Source organism: Nonomuraea sp. NPDC050202, from assembly GCF_040656115.1.
GTDB lineage: Bacteria > Actinomycetota > Actinomycetes > Streptosporangiales > Streptosporangiaceae > Nonomuraea.
Window position 1 is genome coordinate 621,714 of sequence record NZ_JBFALF010000002.1, and the last position, 20,384, is coordinate 642,097.

At 72.5% G+C, this 20,384-nt stretch carries 21 protein-coding genes; 11 read left to right on the plus strand and 10 right to left on the minus strand.

All coding sequences use genetic code 11. The features are described 5' to 3' along the window. Window positions 1-563: 563 nt before the first annotated feature. A complete protein-coding gene (gene hemE / locus AB0I79_RS08120) occupies window positions 564-1,580 on the plus strand; it encodes a uroporphyrinogen decarboxylase (RefSeq protein WP_357868626.1) in 1,017 nt (338 codons plus the stop codon). Window positions 1,581-1,712: 132 nt separating this feature from the next. Here the strand turns inward: hemE and AB0I79_RS08125 are convergent, their stop codons facing one another. Then, on the minus strand, window positions 1,713-2,657 hold the full coding sequence (locus tag AB0I79_RS08125) for a DUF4349 domain-containing protein (protein ID WP_357868629.1): 945 nt from the start codon (window positions 2,655-2,657) through the stop codon (window positions 1,713-1,715). Window positions 2,658-2,764: 107 nt separating this feature from the next. Here AB0I79_RS08125 and hemG point away from each other — a divergent pair, with 107 nt between their 5' ends. The 3 genes from hemG to AB0I79_RS08140 all read left to right on the plus strand — a co-directional run bounded on the left by hemG (window position 2,765) and on the right by AB0I79_RS08140 (window position 6,416). Next, window positions 2,765-4,168, plus strand: coding sequence for a protoporphyrinogen oxidase (gene hemG, locus AB0I79_RS08130; RefSeq protein WP_357868632.1), 1,404 nt, complete (start codon window positions 2,765-2,767; stop codon window positions 4,166-4,168). 5 nt (window positions 4,169-4,173) lie between these two features. Beyond that, window positions 4,174-4,875 (plus strand): hydrogen peroxide-dependent heme synthase, encoded by a 702-nt coding sequence (hemQ, locus tag AB0I79_RS08135; RefSeq protein WP_357868635.1) that lies wholly within the window; start codon window positions 4,174-4,176, stop codon window positions 4,873-4,875. Window positions 4,876-5,396: 521 nt separating this feature from the next. Next, window positions 5,397-6,416, plus strand: a complete 1,020-nt coding sequence (locus tag AB0I79_RS08140; protein WP_357868638.1) for a hypothetical protein — start codon at window positions 5,397-5,399, stop codon at window positions 6,414-6,416. A gap of 174 nt (window positions 6,417-6,590) precedes the next feature. On the opposite strand, the gene msrB is transcribed toward AB0I79_RS08140, so the two are convergent. Then, window positions 6,591-6,992 (minus strand): peptide-methionine (R)-S-oxide reductase MsrB, encoded by a 402-nt coding sequence (msrB, locus tag AB0I79_RS08145; protein WP_357868641.1) that lies wholly within the window; start codon window positions 6,990-6,992, stop codon window positions 6,591-6,593. Between the two features lie 312 nt (window positions 6,993-7,304). Here msrB and ligD point away from each other — a divergent pair, with 312 nt between their 5' ends. Next, window positions 7,305-8,306 carry a non-homologous end-joining DNA ligase gene (gene ligD / locus AB0I79_RS08150; protein ID WP_357868644.1) on the plus strand — a complete coding sequence of 334 codons (1,002 nt, stop codon included), beginning with the start codon at window positions 7,305-7,307 and terminating at the stop codon, window positions 8,304-8,306. An 11-nt stretch (window positions 8,307-8,317) separates the two neighbouring features. Here the strand turns inward: ligD and AB0I79_RS08155 are convergent, their stop codons facing one another. From AB0I79_RS08155 to AB0I79_RS08165, 3 genes are all read right to left on the minus strand, one after another. Further along, window positions 8,318-8,593, minus strand: coding sequence for a hypothetical protein (locus AB0I79_RS08155; protein WP_357868647.1), 276 nt, complete (start codon window positions 8,591-8,593; stop codon window positions 8,318-8,320). Window positions 8,594-8,841: 248 nt separating this feature from the next. Further along, window positions 8,842-9,651 carry an MBL fold metallo-hydrolase gene (locus tag AB0I79_RS08160; protein ID WP_357868650.1) on the minus strand — a complete coding sequence of 270 codons (810 nt, stop codon included), beginning with the start codon at window positions 9,649-9,651 and terminating at the stop codon, window positions 8,842-8,844. 6 nt (window positions 9,652-9,657) lie between these two features. Then, a complete protein-coding gene (locus AB0I79_RS08165) occupies window positions 9,658-9,852 on the minus strand; it encodes a hypothetical protein (RefSeq protein WP_357868653.1) in 195 nt (64 codons plus the stop codon). Window positions 9,853-10,017: 165 nt separating this feature from the next. On the opposite strand from AB0I79_RS08165, the gene AB0I79_RS08170 reads away from it, so the two are divergent. Beyond that, complete coding sequence (locus tag AB0I79_RS08170; protein ID WP_357868656.1) at window positions 10,018-10,554, plus strand: hypothetical protein; 537 nt, start codon at window positions 10,018-10,020, stop codon at window positions 10,552-10,554. 37 nt (window positions 10,555-10,591) lie between these two features. After that, window positions 10,592-11,245: a class F sortase gene (locus AB0I79_RS08175; RefSeq protein ID WP_357868658.1), complete on the plus strand. Its 654-nt coding sequence runs from the start codon at window positions 10,592-10,594 to the stop codon at window positions 11,243-11,245. Here the strand turns inward: AB0I79_RS08175 and AB0I79_RS08180 are convergent, their stop codons facing one another. Beyond that, window positions 11,246-13,369: an acyl-CoA dehydrogenase gene (locus AB0I79_RS08180; RefSeq protein ID WP_357868661.1), complete on the minus strand. Its 2,124-nt coding sequence runs from the start codon at window positions 13,367-13,369 to the stop codon at window positions 11,246-11,248. A gap of 287 nt (window positions 13,370-13,656) precedes the next feature. On the opposite strand from AB0I79_RS08180, the gene AB0I79_RS08185 reads away from it, so the two are divergent. From AB0I79_RS08185 to AB0I79_RS08195, 3 genes are all read left to right on the plus strand, one after another. Further along, window positions 13,657-14,004, plus strand: coding sequence for an RNHCP domain-containing protein (locus AB0I79_RS08185; RefSeq protein WP_357868664.1), 348 nt, complete (start codon window positions 13,657-13,659; stop codon window positions 14,002-14,004). Between the two features lies 1 nt (window position 14,005). Then, complete coding sequence (locus AB0I79_RS08190) at window positions 14,006-14,407, plus strand: RNHCP domain-containing protein (RefSeq protein WP_357868667.1); 402 nt, start codon at window positions 14,006-14,008, stop codon at window positions 14,405-14,407. Between the two features lie 92 nt (window positions 14,408-14,499). After that, window positions 14,500-15,423 (plus strand): alpha/beta fold hydrolase, encoded by a 924-nt coding sequence (locus AB0I79_RS08195; protein ID WP_357868670.1) that lies wholly within the window; start codon window positions 14,500-14,502, stop codon window positions 15,421-15,423. Window positions 15,424-15,600: 177 nt separating this feature from the next. On the opposite strand, the gene AB0I79_RS08200 is transcribed toward AB0I79_RS08195, so the two are convergent. Then, entirely contained in the window at window positions 15,601-16,476 is an 876-nt protein-coding gene (locus AB0I79_RS08200) for a tetratricopeptide repeat protein (RefSeq protein WP_357868673.1), read from the minus strand. A 19-nt stretch (window positions 16,477-16,495) separates the two neighbouring features. Further along, on the minus strand, window positions 16,496-17,929 hold the full coding sequence (locus AB0I79_RS08205; RefSeq protein WP_357868676.1) for an aldehyde dehydrogenase family protein: 1,434 nt from the start codon (window positions 17,927-17,929) through the stop codon (window positions 16,496-16,498). A gap of 118 nt (window positions 17,930-18,047) precedes the next feature. Between AB0I79_RS08205 and AB0I79_RS08210 the strand changes: the two genes are divergently transcribed. After that, the gene (locus AB0I79_RS08210) at window positions 18,048-19,121 is read left to right on the plus strand and encodes a class I SAM-dependent methyltransferase (protein WP_357868679.1); all 1,074 of its coding nucleotides are present in this window, start codon (window positions 18,048-18,050) and stop codon (window positions 19,119-19,121) included. Window positions 19,122-19,125: 4 nt separating this feature from the next. On the opposite strand, the gene AB0I79_RS08215 is transcribed toward AB0I79_RS08210, so the two are convergent. Beyond that, window positions 19,126-20,049: a U32 family peptidase gene (locus AB0I79_RS08215; protein WP_357868681.1), complete on the minus strand. Its 924-nt coding sequence runs from the start codon at window positions 20,047-20,049 to the stop codon at window positions 19,126-19,128. Beyond that, complete coding sequence (locus AB0I79_RS08220) at window positions 20,049-20,363, minus strand: hypothetical protein (RefSeq protein WP_357868684.1); 315 nt, start codon at window positions 20,361-20,363, stop codon at window positions 20,049-20,051. The genes AB0I79_RS08215 and AB0I79_RS08220 overlap by 1 nt, the downstream gene beginning before the upstream one ends. Window positions 20,364-20,384: the final 21 nt, after the last annotated feature.

The window sequence follows — 20,384 nt, forward strand, 5'->3', positions numbered from 1 at the left end:
CCGATGCCGTAACGAGCTGGCGTGCCGGGCGGATGGTTTCGGCGGACGCAAGCATGATCGCGTGGCCGCAGTCGACGCAGGCCCACTCGGGGCACTGGCCCGGCTCATGCCCCTCCAGGCACGGCGGCTGCTCGAACGCCCGCTCCTCGGCGCAGGAGGGGCAGGGCTCACTGCGGCGCTCTGGGGAACTCCACAACGCGGTCATCGCACGAGTCATCGAACCGGGGCCTTTCTTCGGGTCGTGGCTCCGACGTTGGCACGAGCCGCTGACAATTCCCCGCAACGCGCTCGGCGTGTCCCGAAAGTGGTCGCTGAATCGATGCCGCGCGGTGGCTTGGGGAACATTTGGCCCAGTCGAGACCGGCTCTCTGGCCGGACATGGGGTGTGTTCGACCCGTGTGCGGTGCCGATGCCGAGCAGACCGGTAAACCTTCATCTGGCTATCTGATCATGATTTGGGGTGTCCAATGCATCTTTTTCCGACACCTCGGACCCGTGTCGCGGCCCTCCGCGCCCGCGTTCCCGCCCCGCGAGCCTGCGCCCGCAACCACTACCCTGGTGAGGTGAACCTCGCCGACTCAGCGTTCCTGCGTGCCTGCCGCCGCCAGCCCGTCCCCCACACCCCTGTCTGGTACATGCGCCAGGCCGGGCGGTCGCTGCCGGAATACCTGAAGGTCCGCGAGGGCGTGCCGATGCTCACCGCGTGCGCGACGCCCGACCTGATCGTCGAGATCACCATGCAGCCCGTCCGCCGCTACGGCGTCGACGCGGCCATCTTCTTCAGCGACATCGTGGTCCCGCTCAAGGCCATCGGCGTCGACCTCGACATCAAGCCGGGCGTCGGCCCCGTCGTGGCCGACCCGATCCGCGACGCCAGAGGCCTCGAGGCGCTGCGGCCGCTGGAGCCCGGCGACGTGCCCTACGTCACCGAGTCGATCCAGGCCCTCACCGGGGAGCTCGGCGGCACCCCGCTGATCGGCTTCGCCGGCGCGCCGTTCACGCTCGGCTCCTACCTCATCGAGGGCGGCCCGTCCAAGAACCACGACCGCACCAAAGCCATGATGTACGGCGAGCCGCAGCTGTGGCACCAGCTCATGGAGCGGCTGTCGGACATCGTGGCCGAGCACCTGCGCATCCAGATCGCGGCCGGGGCGTCGGCCGTGCAGCTCTTCGACTCGTGGGTGGGGGCGGTGGCGCCCGACGACTACCGCGAGTTCATCCTGCCGTACACGCGGCGCATCTTCGACAGCGTCGCCGAGGTGCCGCGCATCCACTTCGGGGTGGGCACGGGGGAACTGCTGGGGGTGCTCGGCGAGGCCGGGGCCGACGTGGTGGGGGTCGACTGGCGGGTGCCGCTCGACGAGGCCGCGCGGCGGGTCGGGCCGGGCAAGGCGCTGCAGGGCAACCTCGACCCGGCGATCCTGCTCGCGCCGTGGGAGGTCGTCGAGCGCAAGGCGCGCGAGGTGCTGCGCCGGGGCGAGGCGGCCGAGGGGCACGTGTTCAACCTGGGGCATGGCGTGCTGCCCTCGACGGACCCCGATCAGCTCAAGCGCCTCACGGACCTGGTCCACGAGCACTGACTTAGCCTCGAGCTTTCTGGGGAACCCCCACGGGCCGCCGCCGTCATGCGTGCCGGAGACCCGCTGCGCTCGCCGTACTTCACCCATCCGGTCCCGCCGAGCGGGAGTGGACGTCCGTCCTGGCTTCTCCCGTCAGGCGGCTTCTGTGTCGGGTGTGGCCGGCGCGGGGGCCGGCCGGCGGCGGTCGCGGCGGACGAGCCAGACCACCAGCACGATCAGCGGCACCGACACGGCGACCCAGGGGAGCAGCGCGCCGATCACGGTCAGGGCCGTCTTCGTGAACGAGACCAGGGCCTGCCAGCCCGCCTTCAGGCCGCCGAAGAAGCCGGCGGGCTCGTCGGCCGGGTCCTCGACCGCCGTCACCGGGCCCACCAGCCGCAACGTCAGCGTGGCCATGGCGGTCTGGGTGGCCAGCTCCTTCTGCTGGGCCTGCAACGACTCGAGGTCGGCCTCCCGGGAGGAGATCTCCCGCTCGACGTCCAGCACCTGCCCGATCGTGTCCGCGCGCTTCAGCAGCGCGCGCAGCGACTCCAGCGACTGCTGCGCCGACTTCAGCCGGCTCTCGACGTCGGCCACCTTCAAGGTGACGTCCTGGGCGTTCTGGTTGAGTGACAGCTGCTTGCCCAGCTCGCCGCCGAGCCGCCGCAGCACCTCGCCGTACTTGGCGGTGGGGATCTTGAACTCCAGCATGGCGGACGCCTCGGTGTCGCCCGAGGAGTTGCTCTCCTCCTGCGACAGGTAGCCGCCGGCCTCGGTGACGATCTGCTTGGCCTGCTGGACGGCGGGGGTCACCCGCTCGGCCCGCACGGTCATGCTGCCGGTGTAGATGACCTGCCGTTCCTGCTGGGCGGCCTGGACCCCGGAGGCGACCCCGCCCGCCTGGCCCTGGCGGGTCTGCCGGGCCTGGGGCTCCTTGGCCGTGCTCTCGTCCCGGGCGGCGGCGCCCTCGGACGCGGGGGAGGAGAGGGAGGCCGGCGCCGCGCCGGACTGGACAGCGGAGCCGCCGCCACCGCAGGCGGTCAGCAACACGGCCGAGCAGGCCGCCGTGAGAGCGAGGCCGTACCGGAATCTCGTCATGCCCTTATGACGGGCCGGGCACCGCCCCGGTTTGACGGGAGGAATCACGGTACGGTCACGCGCCCCGCGCGGCTGGCCGAGCCGTTGAGGCGGTAGCGTCAGGAGGCGTGGAAGGGAATCGGGCGCACGTGGTCATCGTCGGCGCGGGGATCTCCGGCCTCGCCGCCGCGTGGTATCTCCGCCAGGGCGCGGGCGATCACATCAGGGTGACGGTCCTGGAGGGCTCGTCGCGCATCGGCGGGAAGCTGCACGCCTCGGAGGTCGCCGGGGTGAGCGTCGACGCGGGTGCCGAGGCGATGCTGGCCAGGCGGCCCGAGGGGAAAGAGCTGGCCAGGGCCGTCGGCCTCGGCGACGACCTGGTCTTCCCCGGCACGCTGAGCTCGGCCGTCTACAGCAGGGGCGAGCTGCGCCACCTGCCCAAGGGGCAGGTCATGGGCGTGCCGTCCGATCTGACCGAGCTGGCCAGGTCCGGCATCGTGTCGCCGGGCGGCCTGCTGCGCGTGCCGCTCGACCAGATCCTGCCGCCGACCCTCGTGCGCACCGACGTGTCCGTCGCCGCCTACATCCGCGCCAGGATGGGCGGCGAGATCGTGGACCGGCTGGTCGAGCCGCTGCTCGGCGGCGTCTACGCGGGCCGCGCCGACATGCTTTCGCTGGAGGCCACGATGCCGCGGGTGGCGGCGGTGGCCCGCTCCGAGCGCTCGCTGCTGAGCGCGGCCAGGCACCTCGTCGCCGAGACGCCCAAGGACGCGGGGCCGGTCTTCACCTCGCTGCGCGGCGGCGTCGGCACCCTGCCCGAGGCGGTCGCCAAGGCGTCGGAGGCCGACGTCAGGACCGGCGTCACCGTCCGCGAGCTGCACCGCACCGAGGCCGGCTGGCGGCTGGTCACCGGTCCCGTGCCGCGTCCGGAGGTGATCGAGGCCGACGCGGTGATCCTGGCCACGCCGGGGCCCGCCACCAGCCGGCTGCTCAAGTCGGAGGTGCCGAAGGCCGCCGCCGAGCTGGCTCGGATCCAGTACGCGAGCATGGCCGTCGTCACGCTGGCCTACCCGGTGGACGCCTTCCCCGAGCCGCCCGGCACCAGCGGTTACCTGGTGCCGCCGGTGGAGCGGCGGCCGGTCAAGGCGGTCACGTTCAGCTCGGTGAAGTGGCCCCACCTGACCAAGGACCTGGTGATCCTGCGCTGCTCCATCGGCCGGATCGGCGAGGAGCACCTGCTCCAGCGCGACGACGCCGAGCTGGTGTCGCTGGCCACGGCCGAGATGGGCGACGTCATGGGCGTGCGCGGGCTGCCGATCGACACGCGGGTGACGCGCTGGGGCGGCGGGCTGCCGCAGTACAACGTGGGTCACCTCGACCGGGTGGCCCGGGTGCGCGCCGCGGTGTCGGTCGAGCCGGGCCTGGCCGTGTGCGGCGCCGCCTACGACGGCATCGGCATCCCCGCCTGCGTCGGCACCGCGCGCACGGCCGCCGCCCGGATTCTGGACCACCTCACCAGGCGAGGAGAATAGGCATCATGACAGAGGGCGCTCCGCGGCCGAAGGCCCGCGATCTCAACCAGGTGATCCGTTACACGATGTGGTCGGTCTTCCAGGTGACCGAGCCGTGTCCCGGCGACCGCGACGGGCTCGCGGCCGAGGTACAGGAGCTGCTCGACCAGGCCGCCGGCAAGGACGTCGTGACCAGGGGGGTCTACGACGTGGCCGGGCTGCGGGCCGACGCCGACTTCATGTTCTGGTGGCACGCGCCCACGCCGGAAGACCTGCAGGACGTGTACGCCAGGTTCCGCCGCACCCGGCTGGGCCGGCAGACCAGGCCCGTGTGGTCGGCGATGGCGCTGCACCGGCCGGCCGAGTTCAACAAGTCGCACATCCCGGCCTTCCTCGCCGAGGAGGAGCCGCGGGCGTACGTGAGCGTCTACCCGTTCGTGCGCTCCTACGAGTGGTACCTGCTGGAGGACTCCGAGCGCCGGGCCATGCTCGCCGAGCACGGCAGGATGGCGCGCGACTACCCCGACGTGCGGGCCAACACGGTGGCGTGCTTCTCGCTCAACGACTACGAGTGGATGCTGGCGTTCGAGGCCGACGAGCTGCACCGGATCGTCGACCTCATGCGTACGCTGCGGGGCGCGCAGGCCCGCCGCCACACCCGCGTCGAGATCCCGTTCTACACCGGGGCGCGCAAGCCGCTGCAGGAGCTTGTCGCCGCCCTCCCGTAACGCCGCGTACGACTCGAAGGCGCCCGTCCGCTCGCTTGGCCGGGCGCCTTCGTGTTTCCTCCTTCGGCGCATCCTGCCCCCCTGTCGCGGCCGGTGGTGGTCTCCTTGTGTCGTGGGCACGGTGGGGGCTCGCGCTTTCGGGGGCGGGCCGATGTGAACGTTCCAAGGCAGGCGGGCGTCTAGGGAACGGGCCTATTGCGGGGAGGTCGGTCGGGGTGGAGGAGACCGGAGGACGAGGCCGCCGTCGGCACGCGGCGGGACGCCATGCCGCGGGCCGCCGCCCCCGGCACGCTCGGCGCCGTACGGGGAGCGGCTGGGCGGCGATGGGGCAGGGACGGCAGGCCGCCGAGGACGGCAAGCCTACGGCGGGAGATGGCCGGTCAGAGGTGGGAGACGGCCGGTCGGAGGTGGGAGACAACCGGTCGGTCCCGGAGAGAGACCTGTCCGTCCCGGACGAGGGCGAGCCGGCTTCGGGGAGCAGGCCGCCCTCGGGGAGCAGGCCGGGGGCGGGGAGCAAGCCGGTGGCGGGGAGCAAGCCAGGGGTGGAGAGCAAGCCGGTGGCGGGAACGGGGCCGCTGGTCATCGGGAGCGGGCCGGGAGCCGTCGGGTCGCGGCGCTTGCCGGGGCGGAAAGGGTGGCCGGGCGTACGGAAGGGCCAGCCGGGCGTACGGAAGCGCCGGTCGGGTGCGCGGAAGGGGCGCCTGGGCGCGCGGGCGGGTGGGCCGGGCGCGCGGAAGGGCCGGTTGGCGGCGGTGGTGCTGGTGCTGGCCGGTGGGGTCGTCGCGGTGCTCGGCGGGAACGCTGGGATGGGGCCGGGCGTGCTGCTCGGCGTGTTCGGGGGAGCGCAGGCGGGGTCCGGTGCGGCGGGCCGGCAGGGCGGCGAGCAGGGGGCCGGGCAGGGGCGCGACGGGGCTGGTTCGCCCGGGTCCGGCGGCGTGAACGGCGGGACGGGCACGACCGGGGCGACGGGCGCGACCGGTCCCGGCGGGCCGGCGGCGGCGTCGGGCGGGGACGGCGGGACCGCGGGGACCGGTCCGGAGGCGGGCGCGGAAGCCAGGATGCGGGAGGCCCAGCGCTCCGAGGCGCCGGATCCGGCGGCCACGTCCGGCCAGGCGGGAGGGCCCCGTCCGGGGATGGTGTCCGGCACCACGGCCCCGGAGGACGTGCTGGCGGGCGGCCCCGACCCCGGGGACGGCGACGACTACAGGGCCGACGGGCCTTCACGGCACACGGATCACCAGGCGGCGGAGTACTTCCGTACGAACTGGGGCCCGAACGACAAAGCCCTGAAACGCCTCAAGGACGTCCGCAGCGTCGGCGGTTATTTGCGCATTTATACAGACTTGCCGGATACGGCGGATAATTCGCTGACCGCGATCATCCTCTGCGAACGCGGCCTCGCCTACCTCCGCAGCCGAGGGGTCGACGATCCGGTGGTGTTCGTGCAGGCGGAGTTCGGCGGAAACGGGAATCCGGTGCTCGCCAACATCCTCGGCCCCTCCGACCGGAGCTGCCGCGTCACCCATCCGGCACCGGGCTGATCCGGTGGGGTCCGGGTCAGCGGACCCGGACCCGCGTCTTCGCGCACACCTCGCACCGCTGGGTGACGACGCGTCCGATGGCCTCGATGGTTACCCACCGGTGGCGAAGGTGGACAAAGCGCACGCGGCACTCGTACCCGTGGAAGGCGATCGATACGCCGCGTCGCTGCTTGATCACCCCTTGGGTTCGAGCCGCAGGGAGACCGAGTTGATGCAGTAGCGGTCGTCCGTCGGCGTCGGATAACCCTCGCCGTGGAAGACGTGCCCCAGGTGCGAGTCGCACCGGGCGCACCGCACCTCGGTCCGCACCATGCCGTGGCTGCGGTCCTCGATCAGCCGCACCGCGTCGGATTCGGACGGCTCGAAGAAGCTCGGCCACCCGCAGTGCGACTCGAACTTCGTGTCAGACCGGAACAACTCTGCCCCGCAGGCGCGGCACGAGTACACGCCCTCGGTCTTGGTGTCGACGTACTCCCCCGTGAACGGGCGCTCGGTCCCGGCCTCCCTGAGGACGTGGAACTCCTCGGGCGACAACTGGGCCCGCCATTCGGCCTCGCTCTTGACCACCTTGTCCATGTGTCCAGCGTACGAGATCGTGCAAAAAGAGATCTCCGCAGGGTGAAGCATCTGTTCTGGGGTGAATTTGCGTCTTTGTAGGCAAGGGGGTGTCATCGCCTCCTTGCCAAGGGGTGATCATCCGCAGATCCCGCCGAGCGGCACAGCCCACGCCCGTGCTGGCGCCGCTGGGGATCGCCACGGCCGGCCGGGTGGCGCGCCAGCGCCCGGAACGGCGGCGGATGGTCTCGCGGCCCGTCCCGTCGAGCCCTCGGTCCCGCCACCGAGGCGGCTCCGGGACGGGCCCACCCCGCTTGGAGTAGGTTCGGGGGCATGGCATCGCCGTACATAGAGCTCGAGGTGGGGGAGCGGACCGTCAAGGTCACCAATCCCGACAAGGTCTACTTTCCTGAGATCGGCGCCACCAAGCGGGAACTGGTCGAATACTACGTGAGCGTCGGCGAGGGGGCGCTGCGCGCGCTCAAGGACCGGCCCACGAACATCAAGCGCCACCCCGACGGCGTGCAGACGGAGGCCATCTACCAGAAGCGCATGCCGCCCAAGCACCCCGACTGGCTGGAATCGGTCACCGTGACCTTCCCCAGCGGGCGCACGGCGCAGTCGCTGCGCGTCACCGAGGTCGCGGCCATCGCCTACTGCGCCAACCTCGGCACCATCGACTTCCACCCCTGGCAGGTGCGGGCGGCCGACGTCGAGCACCCCGACGAGCTGCGCATCGACCTGGACCCGCAGCCGGGGCTGGAGTTCGACGCCGCGCGCAGGGCCGCGCTCCTGACCAGGGAGGTGCTCGGCGAGCTGGGCATGGAAGGCTTCGTGAAGACCTCGGGCAACCGCGGCGCGCACATCGCCGTCCGCATCGAGCCGCGCTGGGACTTCATCCAGGTACGCCACGCGGGCATCGCCCTGGCCAGGGCCGTCGAGGCCCGCGACCCGAGCCTGGTGACCACGGCCTGGTGGAAGGAGGAGCGGGGCGACCGGGTGTTCATCGACTACAACCAGAACGCCAGGGACCGCACCGTGGCCAGCGCGTACTCGGTGCGCGCCCAGCCGCACGCCCCCGTCTCCACGCCGCTGACCTGGGACGAGCTCGCCGACGCCGACCCGCGCGACTTCGACATCCGCACGGTGCCCGCCCGCTTCGCGAAGCTGGGCGACGTGCACGCGGCGATCGACGACCGGGCGTACTCGATCGAGCCTCTTCTCGGCCTGTACGCCGAGGACGAGCGGGGCGACCTGCCGTACCCGCCGAACTACCCGAAGATGCCCGGCGAGCCCAAGCGGGTCCAGCCGAGCAAGGCCAGGTCCGACACCTGAACCGCGCCGGCTCAGGTCGGCTTCGGAGCCGTGCTCGATCCCGTGCTCGATCCCGCGCTCGATTCCGTGCTCGACGCGGGGCTCGGCTCCGGCTTCGACTCGGGCAGGGGTGACGGCACGGACGGCGGGGGCGAGCCGAACGTGGGCACCGCGAGCTCCGTCGCCTGGGGGCCCGGCAGGGGGATGATCTGCGGCCGCTCGGTCATGGACGCCGTGCCGTCGCACCCGATCGCCGCCACGCCCGCGATGACCAGTGCGGCCGCGGCCAGCCTGAGCGCATGCTTCATGGGGATGACCGCCCGCTTCCGACGATGCTCACGTTGCGACACGATTCCGTCGCAGATCGTAGTGCACCGATGGCTCGGCCGACGTCGAAACGGCGGTTCCGGCAGCGCGCGCGCCGCCCGGCGGTCACCCGGCCGACACGCGTCCGCGCCGTGACGAGGTCGCCCGGCTGACACGCGTCCGCGCCGTGACGAGGTCGCCCGGCTGACACGCGTCCGCGCCGTGACGAGGTCACCCGGCTCGGCGCGGGTCAGCGGCGTACCAGGTGATGCGGCGCCAGTTCGCGCGTCTCGCCCCTGTCCAGGTAGACGACCCGGTCGGCCAGGCCGGCCTGCTCGACGTGATGGCGGAAGTCGTCCAGCGGCGAGCTGAAGACCGAGTAGTCGTCGTAGTGGACCGGCACCACCGTGTGCGGGTTGATCAGATCCACCCACGCGGCGCCCTGCTCGCCGTCCATGGTCACGAGCAGGGTGCCGAGCTTGGTGCCGCCCAGGTGCACGATGGCCAGGTCGATGTCGGGAAAGCGGCGCGGGATCGAGTCGAGGCGGCGGTCGAGCAGCGTGTCACCGCTGATGTGCAGGCGCAGCTCGACCCGTTCGTCGCGGTTGCAGAACTCCACCATCGTGCCGATCACCGGCGGCAGCAGCGCCTCGGCCGCGCCCGGCGCGTGCTTGGCGGGCAGCGCGGTGATCCGCACGGTGCCGTCCGGGCCGCGTAGCTCGTGCTGCTCCCAGTTCTCCAGCCCCACGCTCCTGCGGAAGCCGCGGCGGCGCAGCCGGCCGGCCGCCGCCGTGGTCGTGATGACCGGCGTCGCCTTGTCCAGGCCCCTCCGCGCCACCCTGTCCCAGTGGTCGCCGTGCATGTGGGACAGCAGCACCGCGTCCAGCGGCGGCAGATCCTCGATCTCCACGGCCGGGTCGGTGAGGCGGCGCGACGACAGGCCGTACCCCAGGTACGCCCGCTGCCCCCGGTGCAGGAAGTTGGGGTCCGTCAGCAGCGTGAAGCCGTTGTAACGGATCAGCGTGGTGGCGTTCCCGATGAACTGCAGGCTTCCTTTCACGTGACTTCACTCCGGGTGTTGTGGTCGCTGGGCCGGGGGCACGCCGCCGCCCTTGCCGCCCCCCTTGCGACCCTTGTCCGTGCCGTGCGGGTGGCCGGAACGCCGGGCTCCGCTCTTCGTCTCCTTGACGGCGTCCGCGGACTTGGAGTCGGTGCTGCCCTTGCCTGACCTGCGTAGCTCTGGTTGTTGTGGATTGCTCATGGCGTTTTGTCCCCCTTTGTGGAGTTCTCCTGCCACGCCGCGCCAGAGCCAAACCCTCCGTGTCTGGACGGTTTCACTTCGGTCACATTACTTGACTGCCGGTCTAATAGTTCGCAAGGCTCTCGTTGTGCATCGGGGGGCGACAACCGAGTCTGGAGCCTTCTCATGGCAAGAGCGCGACGTCTCGCAGCGGCTGGAGCGGCCACCGCCTTCGCGGTGGCCGGGGTGAGCCTGGCCGTCGGCCTCGCCGGCCCCGCCTGGGCCGGCACTGATCCCCAGGTCCCGGGCACGGATTCCGCCTGCCTGGTGCACCTGCCGCTGCTCTGCGACGAGCCCTCGGACGATTCCTGGTCGGGCGACGCCGAACCCGGCGATTCATGGTCGGGCGTGCCAGGGCACTCCGAGGCGCCCGAACCCGACGATTCATGGTCGAACCCGCCCGGACACCCCGAGGTGCCCGAGCCCAACGAGTCCTGGTCGAACGCGCCCGTACCCACCGATTCCTGGCCTGCCGGGGAGCAGCCTCCGTGGCGGCCGGCGGGAGAGGACGAGCACCGGGTGCCCAAGGGCCATCCGGAGACGGGCGGCGGCGGGCTCGCGGCCGGCGGGCCGGTGTGGCCGTTCGCGGTGGGCGGGGCGGCACTGCTGACCGGCGCGGGCCTGACCGGCTTCGCGGTACGGCGCCGCAAGGATGCCGGCTGACCTGCCCCCGCCACGGCGAGCGCCGGGGAACCGGCTCGTGCTGGGCGGGGCGGTGGCCGTGTCGATGGCGGGAGTGCTGCTGATCGTGCTCGGCGTCGGCGGCGCGCTCGGCGGAGGCGGCGACACGGCCACCGTCCCGGCGGCCCGGCAGTCCAGCGCCCCCGCCGCGCCGCTCAAGGAACTGGCCGGCATACCAGCGTCCAAGGTGGCGAAGCCCATGCGCGCGGCCCGCCCCACCGCCGTCTACATCCCCTCCATCGGCGTGGCCGCCCCGCTGATGGAGCTGGGCCTGGACGCGAAGGGCGCCATCCAGAACCCGCCGTTCGACCCGCCGAACCTGGCCGGCTGGTACCGCTACGGCCCCGTCCCCGGCCAGCGCGGCGCCGCCGTGATCACCGGACACCTGGACACGCGGACGGGCCCCGCCGCCTTCGCCCGGCTCAAGGAGGTCAAGCGCGGCGCCCAGGTGCAGGTGCTGCGGGCCGACCGCTCGGTGGCCGTCTTCGTCGTCGACAAGGTCGAGCACACCCCGAAGCGCAGCTTCCCCGCCAGGAAGGTCTACGGCAAGCTCGGCTATCCGGGGCTGCGCCTGGTGACCTGCGGCGGCGCGTTCGACCGGCAGGCGCACAGCTACGAGGACAACACGATCGTGTACGCCCACCTCGCGGCCCCGTACTATCCCGAGCGCTGATCACGGATCACGGGGGAGGCCGAGCGCGCGCTCGGCGATGATGTTGAGCTGCACCTCCGTCGTGCCGCCGCCGATCGTGAACGCCCGGGTGGTGAGGATCATGCGGCTCCAGTGACGGTCCGACGGGTCCAGCGACCAGCAGAACTCCGAGATCGCCTGCGCGTGCCGCATGCCGAGCAGCTTGCGTACGCTCGGAGCCGCGCCCGGGTCGGCGCCGGCGAGCTGCGACAGCGTCACCCGCAGGCCGAGCGCCGAGATGGCCTGGCCCTCGGCCCACAGGCGGCCCGCCTGCTCGCGCTGCGCCTGCCTGAGCGGGGGCAGCCGGGAGACGTGCCGGGCCATGTCGGTGTGCCGCGAGCCCGGGCCCCAGGAGTCGCCGAGCGCGACCCGCTCGTGGGAGAGCGTGTCGCGGGCCACCCGCCAGCCCTCGTCCACCGCGCCGACGACCAGGTCGTCCGGCACGAACACGTCGTCGAGGAACACCTCGTTGAAGATCTCGTCCCCGTTGATCTCCTTGAGCGGCCTGACGGTGACGCCCGGGGACGACATGTCCACCAGGAAGTAGGAGATGCCGTCATGCTTGGGCCTGTCAGGGGAGGTGCGGGCGAGGCAGATGCCCCAGTGGGCGTACTGCGCCAGGGACGTCCAGATCTTCTGGCCGGTCAGCGACCAGCCGCCCTCCACCCGCGCGGCCCTCGTCGCCAGCCCCGCCAGGTCCGAGCCGGCGCCGGGCTCGCTGAAGAGCTGGCACCACACGATCTCGCCGGCGAACGTTCCGGGGAGGAAACGTTCCTGCTGCTCGCGGGTGCCGTACCGGACGATGGACGGGACCGCCCAGGCGGCGATGCCCAGGTTCGGGCGGCCGAGGTCGCGGAACTCCTGGTGGATGATCACCTGCTCCAGCGGTGTGGCGGACCGGCCCCAGGGGCGTGGGAGATGCGGCATCATCCATCCCTCCCGCGCGAGCCTGGCCCGCCTGGCCGCCTGCTCCTCGGCGCGCAGCGACGCGGCCTGCGCCCGGATGGCGTCCCTGACGGCGGCGGCCTCCTCCGGCAGGTCCGGCTCCATCCGCCGCCGCACCCCCGCCACCGCCAGCCGTTCCGCCTCCTCGGCCCACGGACCGGGGTCGCCGGCCAGCATGCGGCCGGACAGGGCCCTGCGGTAGTAGCGGTGCGCGTCGTGCTCGAAGGTGTAGCCGATGCCGCCCAGCACCTGGATCGCGTCCGCCGCGCACCGGACGGCGGCGTCGGGCGCCAGCACGGCCGCCACGCTCACGGCCAGCCGCACCTCCTCGGCAAGACCGCCGGGCAACGCCTCCGTGACCGGCCCTGTGACCGTCCCTGTGACCGTCCCTGTGACCGGCCCCGCGCCGGAAGAGGTGTTCGGGCCGCGGGACTCGTCCAGGGCTCTGGCGGCGTCCCACACGGCGGCCCGTGCCTGCTCCAGGGCCACCAAGGCGCCCGCCACCCGGTGCTTGACCCCCTGGAACTGCCCGATCGGGCGCCCGAACTGCTCGCGGACCTTGGCGTGCCCGGCCGCCGTCGCCACGGCCCAGGCCGCGACCCCGCACGCGTCGGCGCCGAGCAGCACGGCGCCGAGCTCACGTACCGGAGCCGCCCCGAGCAGCCGGTCGGCGGGCACGGCGCGTGCGGCGACGGAGCACAGCGGCCGGTCCGGATCGATCCCCTCCACGGGCTGGGCGGTGACGTCGCCCCGATCGAGCACCGCCCACCCGCCATCACCGGCCGGTACGACGAACAGATCGGCCCGCGCCGAGCCGATCGCGCAGCCGGGCGGCAGCGCCACGGCGGCGGTCAGGGAGCCGCCGGCGAGCCCGCGCAGCAACTCCAGCCGGGTGTCACCGGGCAGCTCGGCGCCGTACGAGCCGAGCACCGCCGAGGCCAGCACGGCCGGCAGGTACCCCCCGCAGACCCGCCGCTCGCCCAGTGCCTCCACCGCCACGCACAGCTCCAGCAGCCCGAACCCCTGCCCGCCGCACTCTTCCGGCAGGTGCAGCCCCAGCAGCCCCTGCCCCGCCAGTGCCGCGTGATCGGCGCCCCGCCCGGCCAGCCCGTGTACGGAGGCCGCCAGCGCTTGGTGCTCCTCGGTCAGCCCGATGCCCATGAGCCGACCCTAGAACTTCGTTCGGTCGGTGGCCACCGGAAAAATGGTTGGCGATCGGCCGTCGTGCCCCGTTACGCTCGCAGGCGTCCGTTCAGTGGAGACATCCGGGCCTGTCGTGCCCGTCAAGGAGGGGGATTTATGCCTGGCACCGCGCCCTGCGCGCCTCGCCGTGTCCTAGGCGGATCCTGCCCCTAACGACCACCCGCCACATCAAGAGCATGCCCGCGAGGCACGCCAGGGCTCCCTTGCTGTCCTGAGAACGACCATTCCGGCAAGGAGTACCCAGGTTGTCTGCCAACGGCAAATCCCGTTCCATCGCGAGCACCGAGACGTTCCAGTGCGTACGCTGCGGCCTGACGGTCACCGCGAACGCGCCGGACGGTGTTCGTCGCAACCACTGTCCGAGCTGCCTGCACTCGCTGCACCTGCTCGACGAGTGCAGATCACGGATGATCCCCATCTCGATCGCCGTCCTGCGTACCGGTGAGTGGATGATCATCCATCGCTGCACCCGGTGCGGTGAGCTCACGTCCAACCCCATCTGCGGGGACGACAACCAGCTCATCCTCATGCGCATGGCCGTACGGCCGCTGGCGCAGCCGCCGTTCCCGCTCGAGGCGTTCGGTGATCTGTGACATGCCCAGGAGGAACCCGGGCCGGGAACGGCCGCAACGGAGCAAGAAAGCACATCACGGCGAGCCCGGCGACGCGTTCCGCTGCGTCGGGTGCCGCATGGACGTGCCGATGATCGCACCGGGCACCGCGCACCGCAACCACTGCCCGCACTGCCTGACCAGCCTGCACGTCGATCACCGCGTACCGGGGGACCGGCGGGCGGGGTGCCGGGGCCGGATGGCGGCGCTGAGCGTCACCGTCCGGCGCGACGGGGAGTGGCTGATCATCCACTGCTGCCAGTCGTGCGGTGGGCTCAGCGCCAACCGCATCGCGGGCGACGACAACGCGCTGGCGCTGCTCCGCATCGCCATCCGCCCCCTGTCGGACTCGCGCCTGCCGGTCAGCGCCCTGCTGACCCTGTGACACCGCCCGCCGGGACCTCACGCGTCGCTCTGCGGCCCCTCGTACGAGAGGGGCCGTCGAACGCGGTCCCGGCGGCGGCTAGGCTTGTCCCCGTGACGAAGGAATTCGAACTCACGATCGGTGACGGCCGGATCCTGCACGTCTACGACACGGCTCCGGGAGCCACCGACCGCCTGCCGGTCCTGTGGCACCACGGCACGCCCAACATCGGCGCGCCGCCAGCGCCGCTCTTCGACGACCGCCTCGGCCTGCGCTGGATCTCCTACGATCGCCCGGGCTACGGCGGCTCCACCCCCGAACCCGGCCGCACCCTGGCGTCGGCGGCCGGCTACGCGAGCCGGATCGCCGACGCGCTGGGCCTCGGCCGCTTCGCCGTCATGGGCCACTCGGGCGGCGCCTCCCACGCCCTGGCCTGCGCGGCCCTGCTGGGGGAGCGCGTGCTGGCCGTGCTGAGCGTGTCCGGCCTGGCACCCTACGCCGCAGGAGGGCTCGCCCCGCATGACGCGGCGGGCGAGGCGGAGCGCGGCCGGGCCGATCGGGAGGCGCGTGCGGCTGATGACTTCGACTGGTTCGCGGGCATGGCGCCTTCCTGCGAGGCTTCCCTGCGAGCCGCCGCCCGGGGACGGGCGGCCAAGGAACGTCACGAGGCCGCGGCCGCGTACGACCCGGAGATGTTCACCCCCGAGGACCATGCGGCGTTCGAGGGGGAGTGGTCCTGGTTCGACAGCGTGGTCGGCCCCGCCGTGGCGAAGGGGCCGGGCGGGCTGATCGACGACGACCTGGCGTACGTGACGCCATGGGGCTGCGACCCGGCCGCCGTCACCGCCCCGATCCTGCTCGTCCACGGCGCCAAGGACCGTGTCGTGCCCGCCGGCCATGGCGATCGGCTGGCCCGTCACTGCCCCACGGCCGAGCTCCGCCTGTCGCCCCGCGACGGTCACATCTCGATCCTGCCGTCGGCGGGAGCGGCGGCCGTGGAGTGGCTCGCCACCGAAGGCCACCGCCGCCTGCGATGAGCCGCCATCGGACGTGTGCGGATAAGCCACCATCGGACGTGCGCGCCGCACGCGCGCGCCCGGTGGCGTCCGCCCGGTGGCGTCCGGCCGCCGCCGGAGCCAGCCGCCGGAGCCAGCCGCCGGAGCCACCCGCCGAAGTCACCCGCCGGAGCCGGTCGCCGGAGCCGGTCGCCGGGGTCAGTCGCCGAAGTCCAGGTGCAGGGCCCGGGTGAAGTCGGAGATGGCATCCTCGTGCCGGTCCAGCTCCTGGAGGATCTCCCCCCGCACCCGGAACGCCCACACGTACTCGGGATCGAGCTCGATCGCCGCGTCCAGATCCTTCAGCGCCGCCTCGTTGTCCCCCAGCTCGCTCAGCACCGCTCCCCGGCTCCCGAGCGCCCGGTCGTTACCCGGTTCCAGCTCCAGCGCCCGGTTCAGGTCGGCCAGCGCCTCCTCGTACCGGTCCATCATCCGCAACGCCTCCCCCCGCCGGCTCAGCGCGCGCACGTAGTCGGGGTCCGCCTCCAGCGCCCTGGTGTAGTCGTCGACGGCCTCCGTGTAGAGCTGCATCCGCTGGTACAGGTCGCCGCGGGCCACCCACGAGTACGCGAGCTCCTCGTCCAAAGAGATGATCTTGGAGTGCTCCGCCAGCGCCTCGTCCAGCCGGTCCAGGTCCACCAGGGCGTCCGCCTTCGCCTCCAGGATCCACAACGACTCGGGCGAGAGGGTGAGCGCGTGCTCGAAGTCGTCCATGGCCTCGTCCAGGCGGCCCATCGCGGCGTAGGTCTGGCCGCGCGAGCCGAGGGCGTACGCGCTGTCGGGCTCCAGCCGCAGCGCCTCGCCGAAGTCCTCCAGCGCGGCCTCGTACCGCTCGGTCACCCGGTGGCTCTCCCCGCGCAGCCGCCAGGCGCGGGCGTTGTCCGGTGCCAGCGCGATCGCCTCGGTCAGGTCCGCGATCGCGGCGTCGTGCCGCGAGAGCGCGATGTACGACTCTGCCCGGCTGCGCAGCACCGAGGCCCGGGACTGGGCGGCCGCCTCGGACAGCCCGGAATGGTCCTTGATCCCCTCGCTCATGAGGGGTAAATCTATCCAACTAGATCTGGATAATGGCGGCCTTTTCCCGGGTGTACTCCAGGACCGAATCGTGGCCGTACCCGCTGTCCTTGACCCCGCCGAACGGCAGCCCGGGCGGCATCTGCCTGAACGTGTTCACCCACACCGTACCGCTGCGCAGATCCCGGATGAGCCGGTGCGCCCGTCCCAGGTCGCGCGTCCACACCCCGGCGGCCAGCCCGTAGGGCGAGTCGTTCGCGATCGCCACCGCCTCCTCCTCGGTGGAGAACGGGATGGCCACCGCCACCGGCCCGAAGATCTCCTCCTGGCACACGCGCAGCGCGTTGTCCTCGGTCGCGTACAGCGTGGGCGCCACCCAGTAGCCGCCGGGCAGCGCGGGCACCACGTCCGCGCCGGTCCGCGCGCCGAAGACGAGCCGCGCGCCCTCCTTCTCGGCCAGCTCCAGGTACGACGTGACCCGCTCGTACTGGCCGGCCGACACGATCGGCCCCATCGTGGTCGCCAGGTCGAGCGGGTCCCCGAGGACCAGCCCGGCGCAGGCCCGCTCGATGCGCCCGAGCATCTCGTCCCAGATCGAGCGGTGGATGAGGATGCGCGAGCCGGCCACGCACACCTGCCCGGCGTTGCCCGTGTAGACGGAGTTCACGGTGACGCCCTGGGTGGCGGCGTCCAGGTCGGCGTCGGGGAAGACGATGTTGGGCGACTTGCCGCCCAGCTCGAACGTCATCGGCTTGAGCGCGTCCGCCGAGGCCCGCGTGATGGCCTGGCCGGTGGCGGTCGAGCCGGTGAGGCTGATCTTGCCGACGCCGCGGTGCCGTACGAGGGCGTCGCCGACCTCCTCGCCCAGGCCGCTGACGATGTTCAGCACCCCGGGCGGGAACACCTCCGCCAGCAGCTCGCCCAGCCGCAGCACGGACGCGCTCGCCTGCTCGGCCGGCTTGACGATCACCGTGTTGCCGGCGGCCAGCGCGTAGGCGGCCTTGGCGGAGAAGGTCGAGATGGGGGAGTTCCACGGGATGACGCAGACCGCCACCCCGTACGGCTCGCGCCGCGTCAGCCCCAGCGCGTCCGGCCCGAGCAGCACGGTGTCGCCCCTGACCGCGTCGAGGCACTGCCCGGCGGCGAGCTGCCACAGGTGCGCCATGCCCGGCAGGTCCCGTTTGAGGGTGTCGCGCAGGATCCGGCCGTTGTCGCGCGTCTCCAGCCTGGCCAGCTCCTCGGCGTGCCGGCCGAACACCTCCGAGACCTTGCGCAGGTGGTGCGCCCTGGCCAGGGCGGGCAGCGCCGACCAGGCGGGGAAGGCGCGCCCGGCCGCCTCGACGGCCGCCTCGGCCTCCGCGGCGCCGCCGGCCGGGATCGTGGCCCACGCCTCGCCCGTGGCCGGGTTGACCGTGTCCATCGTGCGGGGGGCGGGGACCAGCTCGCCGCCGATGAGGTTGCGGAACTCACGCATGGACCAAGCATATGCTTGCTCAATAACCTCGACCAGCCCAAAGATCATGCAAAGTGCCCGGAGACGCACGCATAGCCGGGAAGCGCACGGGCACACAAACGCACAAAGGGTGGTGGCTATGGCACACAGAATGCTCGGCCGGCTGGCGTACGGCTCGCGTTACGACCGCGTCCCGTGGGGACAGCGGGTCTATGTCCGTCCGGGGGAACGGCTCATCCGGGAGGCGCAGTGGCGCCTGCTGCTCAGGCGGGCGCCGGTCATGTCGCTGGCCGAGTACCAGGGGCTGCGGTCCCTGGGCGAGATCGAGGAGTTCCTGAGCTGCATGATGTGCGGGGAGTCCCGCCAGCAGCCGCTCTTCACCCCCACCGGCGGGAATGGCTGGCGCTACCACGTCGTCCGCTGCCCGTCCTGCGGCTTCCTCTACCGCAATCCCAACGTGCGCCCCGAGCGGCTCGGCGACCTGTACGCCACCGGCTACAGCAACTTCCTGACCGGGAAGTACGCCGCCAACCGGCAGCGCCGCTACGACCTCACCATGAGGTCGTTCGCCCCGGTGTTCGACGAGGGCAAGGAGCGGCGGCTGCTCGACTTCGGCTCCGGGGTCGGGCTGTTCCTGGAGCTGGCCGAGCAGCGCGGCTTCGACGCCTACGGGGTGGACCTGTCGCCGGAGTCGGTCGAGCAGGCCAACCAGCGGCTCAGCAGGGCCCGCACCTACTTCGGGGCGCCCGAGGACGTGCCCGAGATCGCGGCCGGCGGCTTCGACGTGATCACCCTCTGGTCGGTGCTCGCGCACCTGCCCAGGCCGCTGGAGGACTTCCAGCGCTTCCGCAGCCTGCTGGCGCCGGGGGGCGTGCTGCTCATCCTGACGGTGAACGCGCGGTCACTGCTGCTCAAGGCGTACGGGGCCGCCTGGAGCGGTTTCACCAAGAACCACCTGATGTTCTACTCCTCGGAGACCGTGCGCACGCTGCTCGGCCGTACCGGCTTCGCCGGGGTGGCCTTCGCCCCGCACTACGGCGACACGATCGAGGCCGGCACCACCAGGCTGCCCGCCGACCTGGTCGCCAGGTTGCGCCGCAACGTGAAGCTGAGCGACGGCGGGAACATGATGCGCGTGCTCGCCTTCGCCGACGAGGAGGCGATCGGCCGCTGGGGCGGTGGGCCCCTCAGGATCCACCGCCTGCACGCCTGACGCGTCAGAGCTCGGGCACGCCGAGGTCGGAGGTCTGCGACGGCTTGGCCAGCGCCGGGTCGAGCTGCTCGATCAGCCGCTGCACCAGCGCCGCCCGCCGTACCCGCTCCCGTCCCAGCTCCTTGGGCACCGCTCCGAGATGCCCGCCCGAGGGGTAGATGTTGGGCGCGTTGCGCAGCCCCATCTTCAGGTAGACGGGAGCGGCGGCCCGGACGATCTCCACGGCCTCGTAGAAGCGGACGAACCCGCCCTGGTCATCCGGCACCTCCAGGTAGAGATCGATCGGCAGCCCGGTGGCGGCCCGGATCTCGGCCAGGTGCGGCACGGTGAGGTCGGTGCCCACGTTGACGGTGGTCGCGCCGAGCCGCTCGTACAGGGCCGCGGTCGGGCCGTTGGTGAGCGGCATCAGCACCGACGTCTTCAGGACCAGGTTCGCGGGCAGCGTCCCGTCCGCCTTCAGCTCGCGCAGCAGGTCCAGCGTCCCGAGGTCGCCGACGAGCAGGCTGCGGATGCCCAGCGAGCAGGCCCGCAGCGCGTCCGCCAGGCACGCCGCCACCATCGCGTTGCCGCGTGCGGCGGCGCCGACGGCCTGCGTGAGCTTGGCCTGGCCGCCGGTGTCCCAGGCGGCGCGCGGCCCGAGGAACAGGTTCACCTCGATGCCCCGCTCGGCCCCGATCCGCGCCATCCGCGTGATCTCCTCGTCGGTCAGCATCATCACGCCGCTGCCCTGCGAGGTCCTGGCGACCGGCACGCCGAGCCGGTCGGCCTCCGCGACCACCGCCTCCAGCACCTCGGGCCCCTCGACGCTGGGGATCTCGAAACGGTACGGCGCCCCGTCCGCGAACCCGGACCCGGAGGGCGCGGCGGACCCTACGACCGGGTGCCCGAGCCGGGACATCAGGGCATGGAGGTCGGCAAGGCTGGTCATCAGGGGATCTCCTCGTCATCGATCACTTCGGCACGCCCGAGCGTGGTGCGACGGCCGGTGTCGTCCTCGCCCCACAGCTCCAGCTCTGCCCGGTTCCCCACCGTCGATATCACCCGCCCCCGGCACGTGTGCGGCCGGTCCCGGAAGTCCATCCCGCGGCGGCCGGCCTGCAGCACGGCCGGCCGCCCCTGCCCGGTGCCGAGCCGCCCCAGGCAGACGGCCTTGAGCAGCCCGCGCCCGGCCGGCTCGGGGCGGCCGGGCGATACCCGTACGAGGTCGCGGCGCGGCGCGTCGAGGAAGCACGCCGTGAGCATGGGCGGCACCCCGGCGGCGGA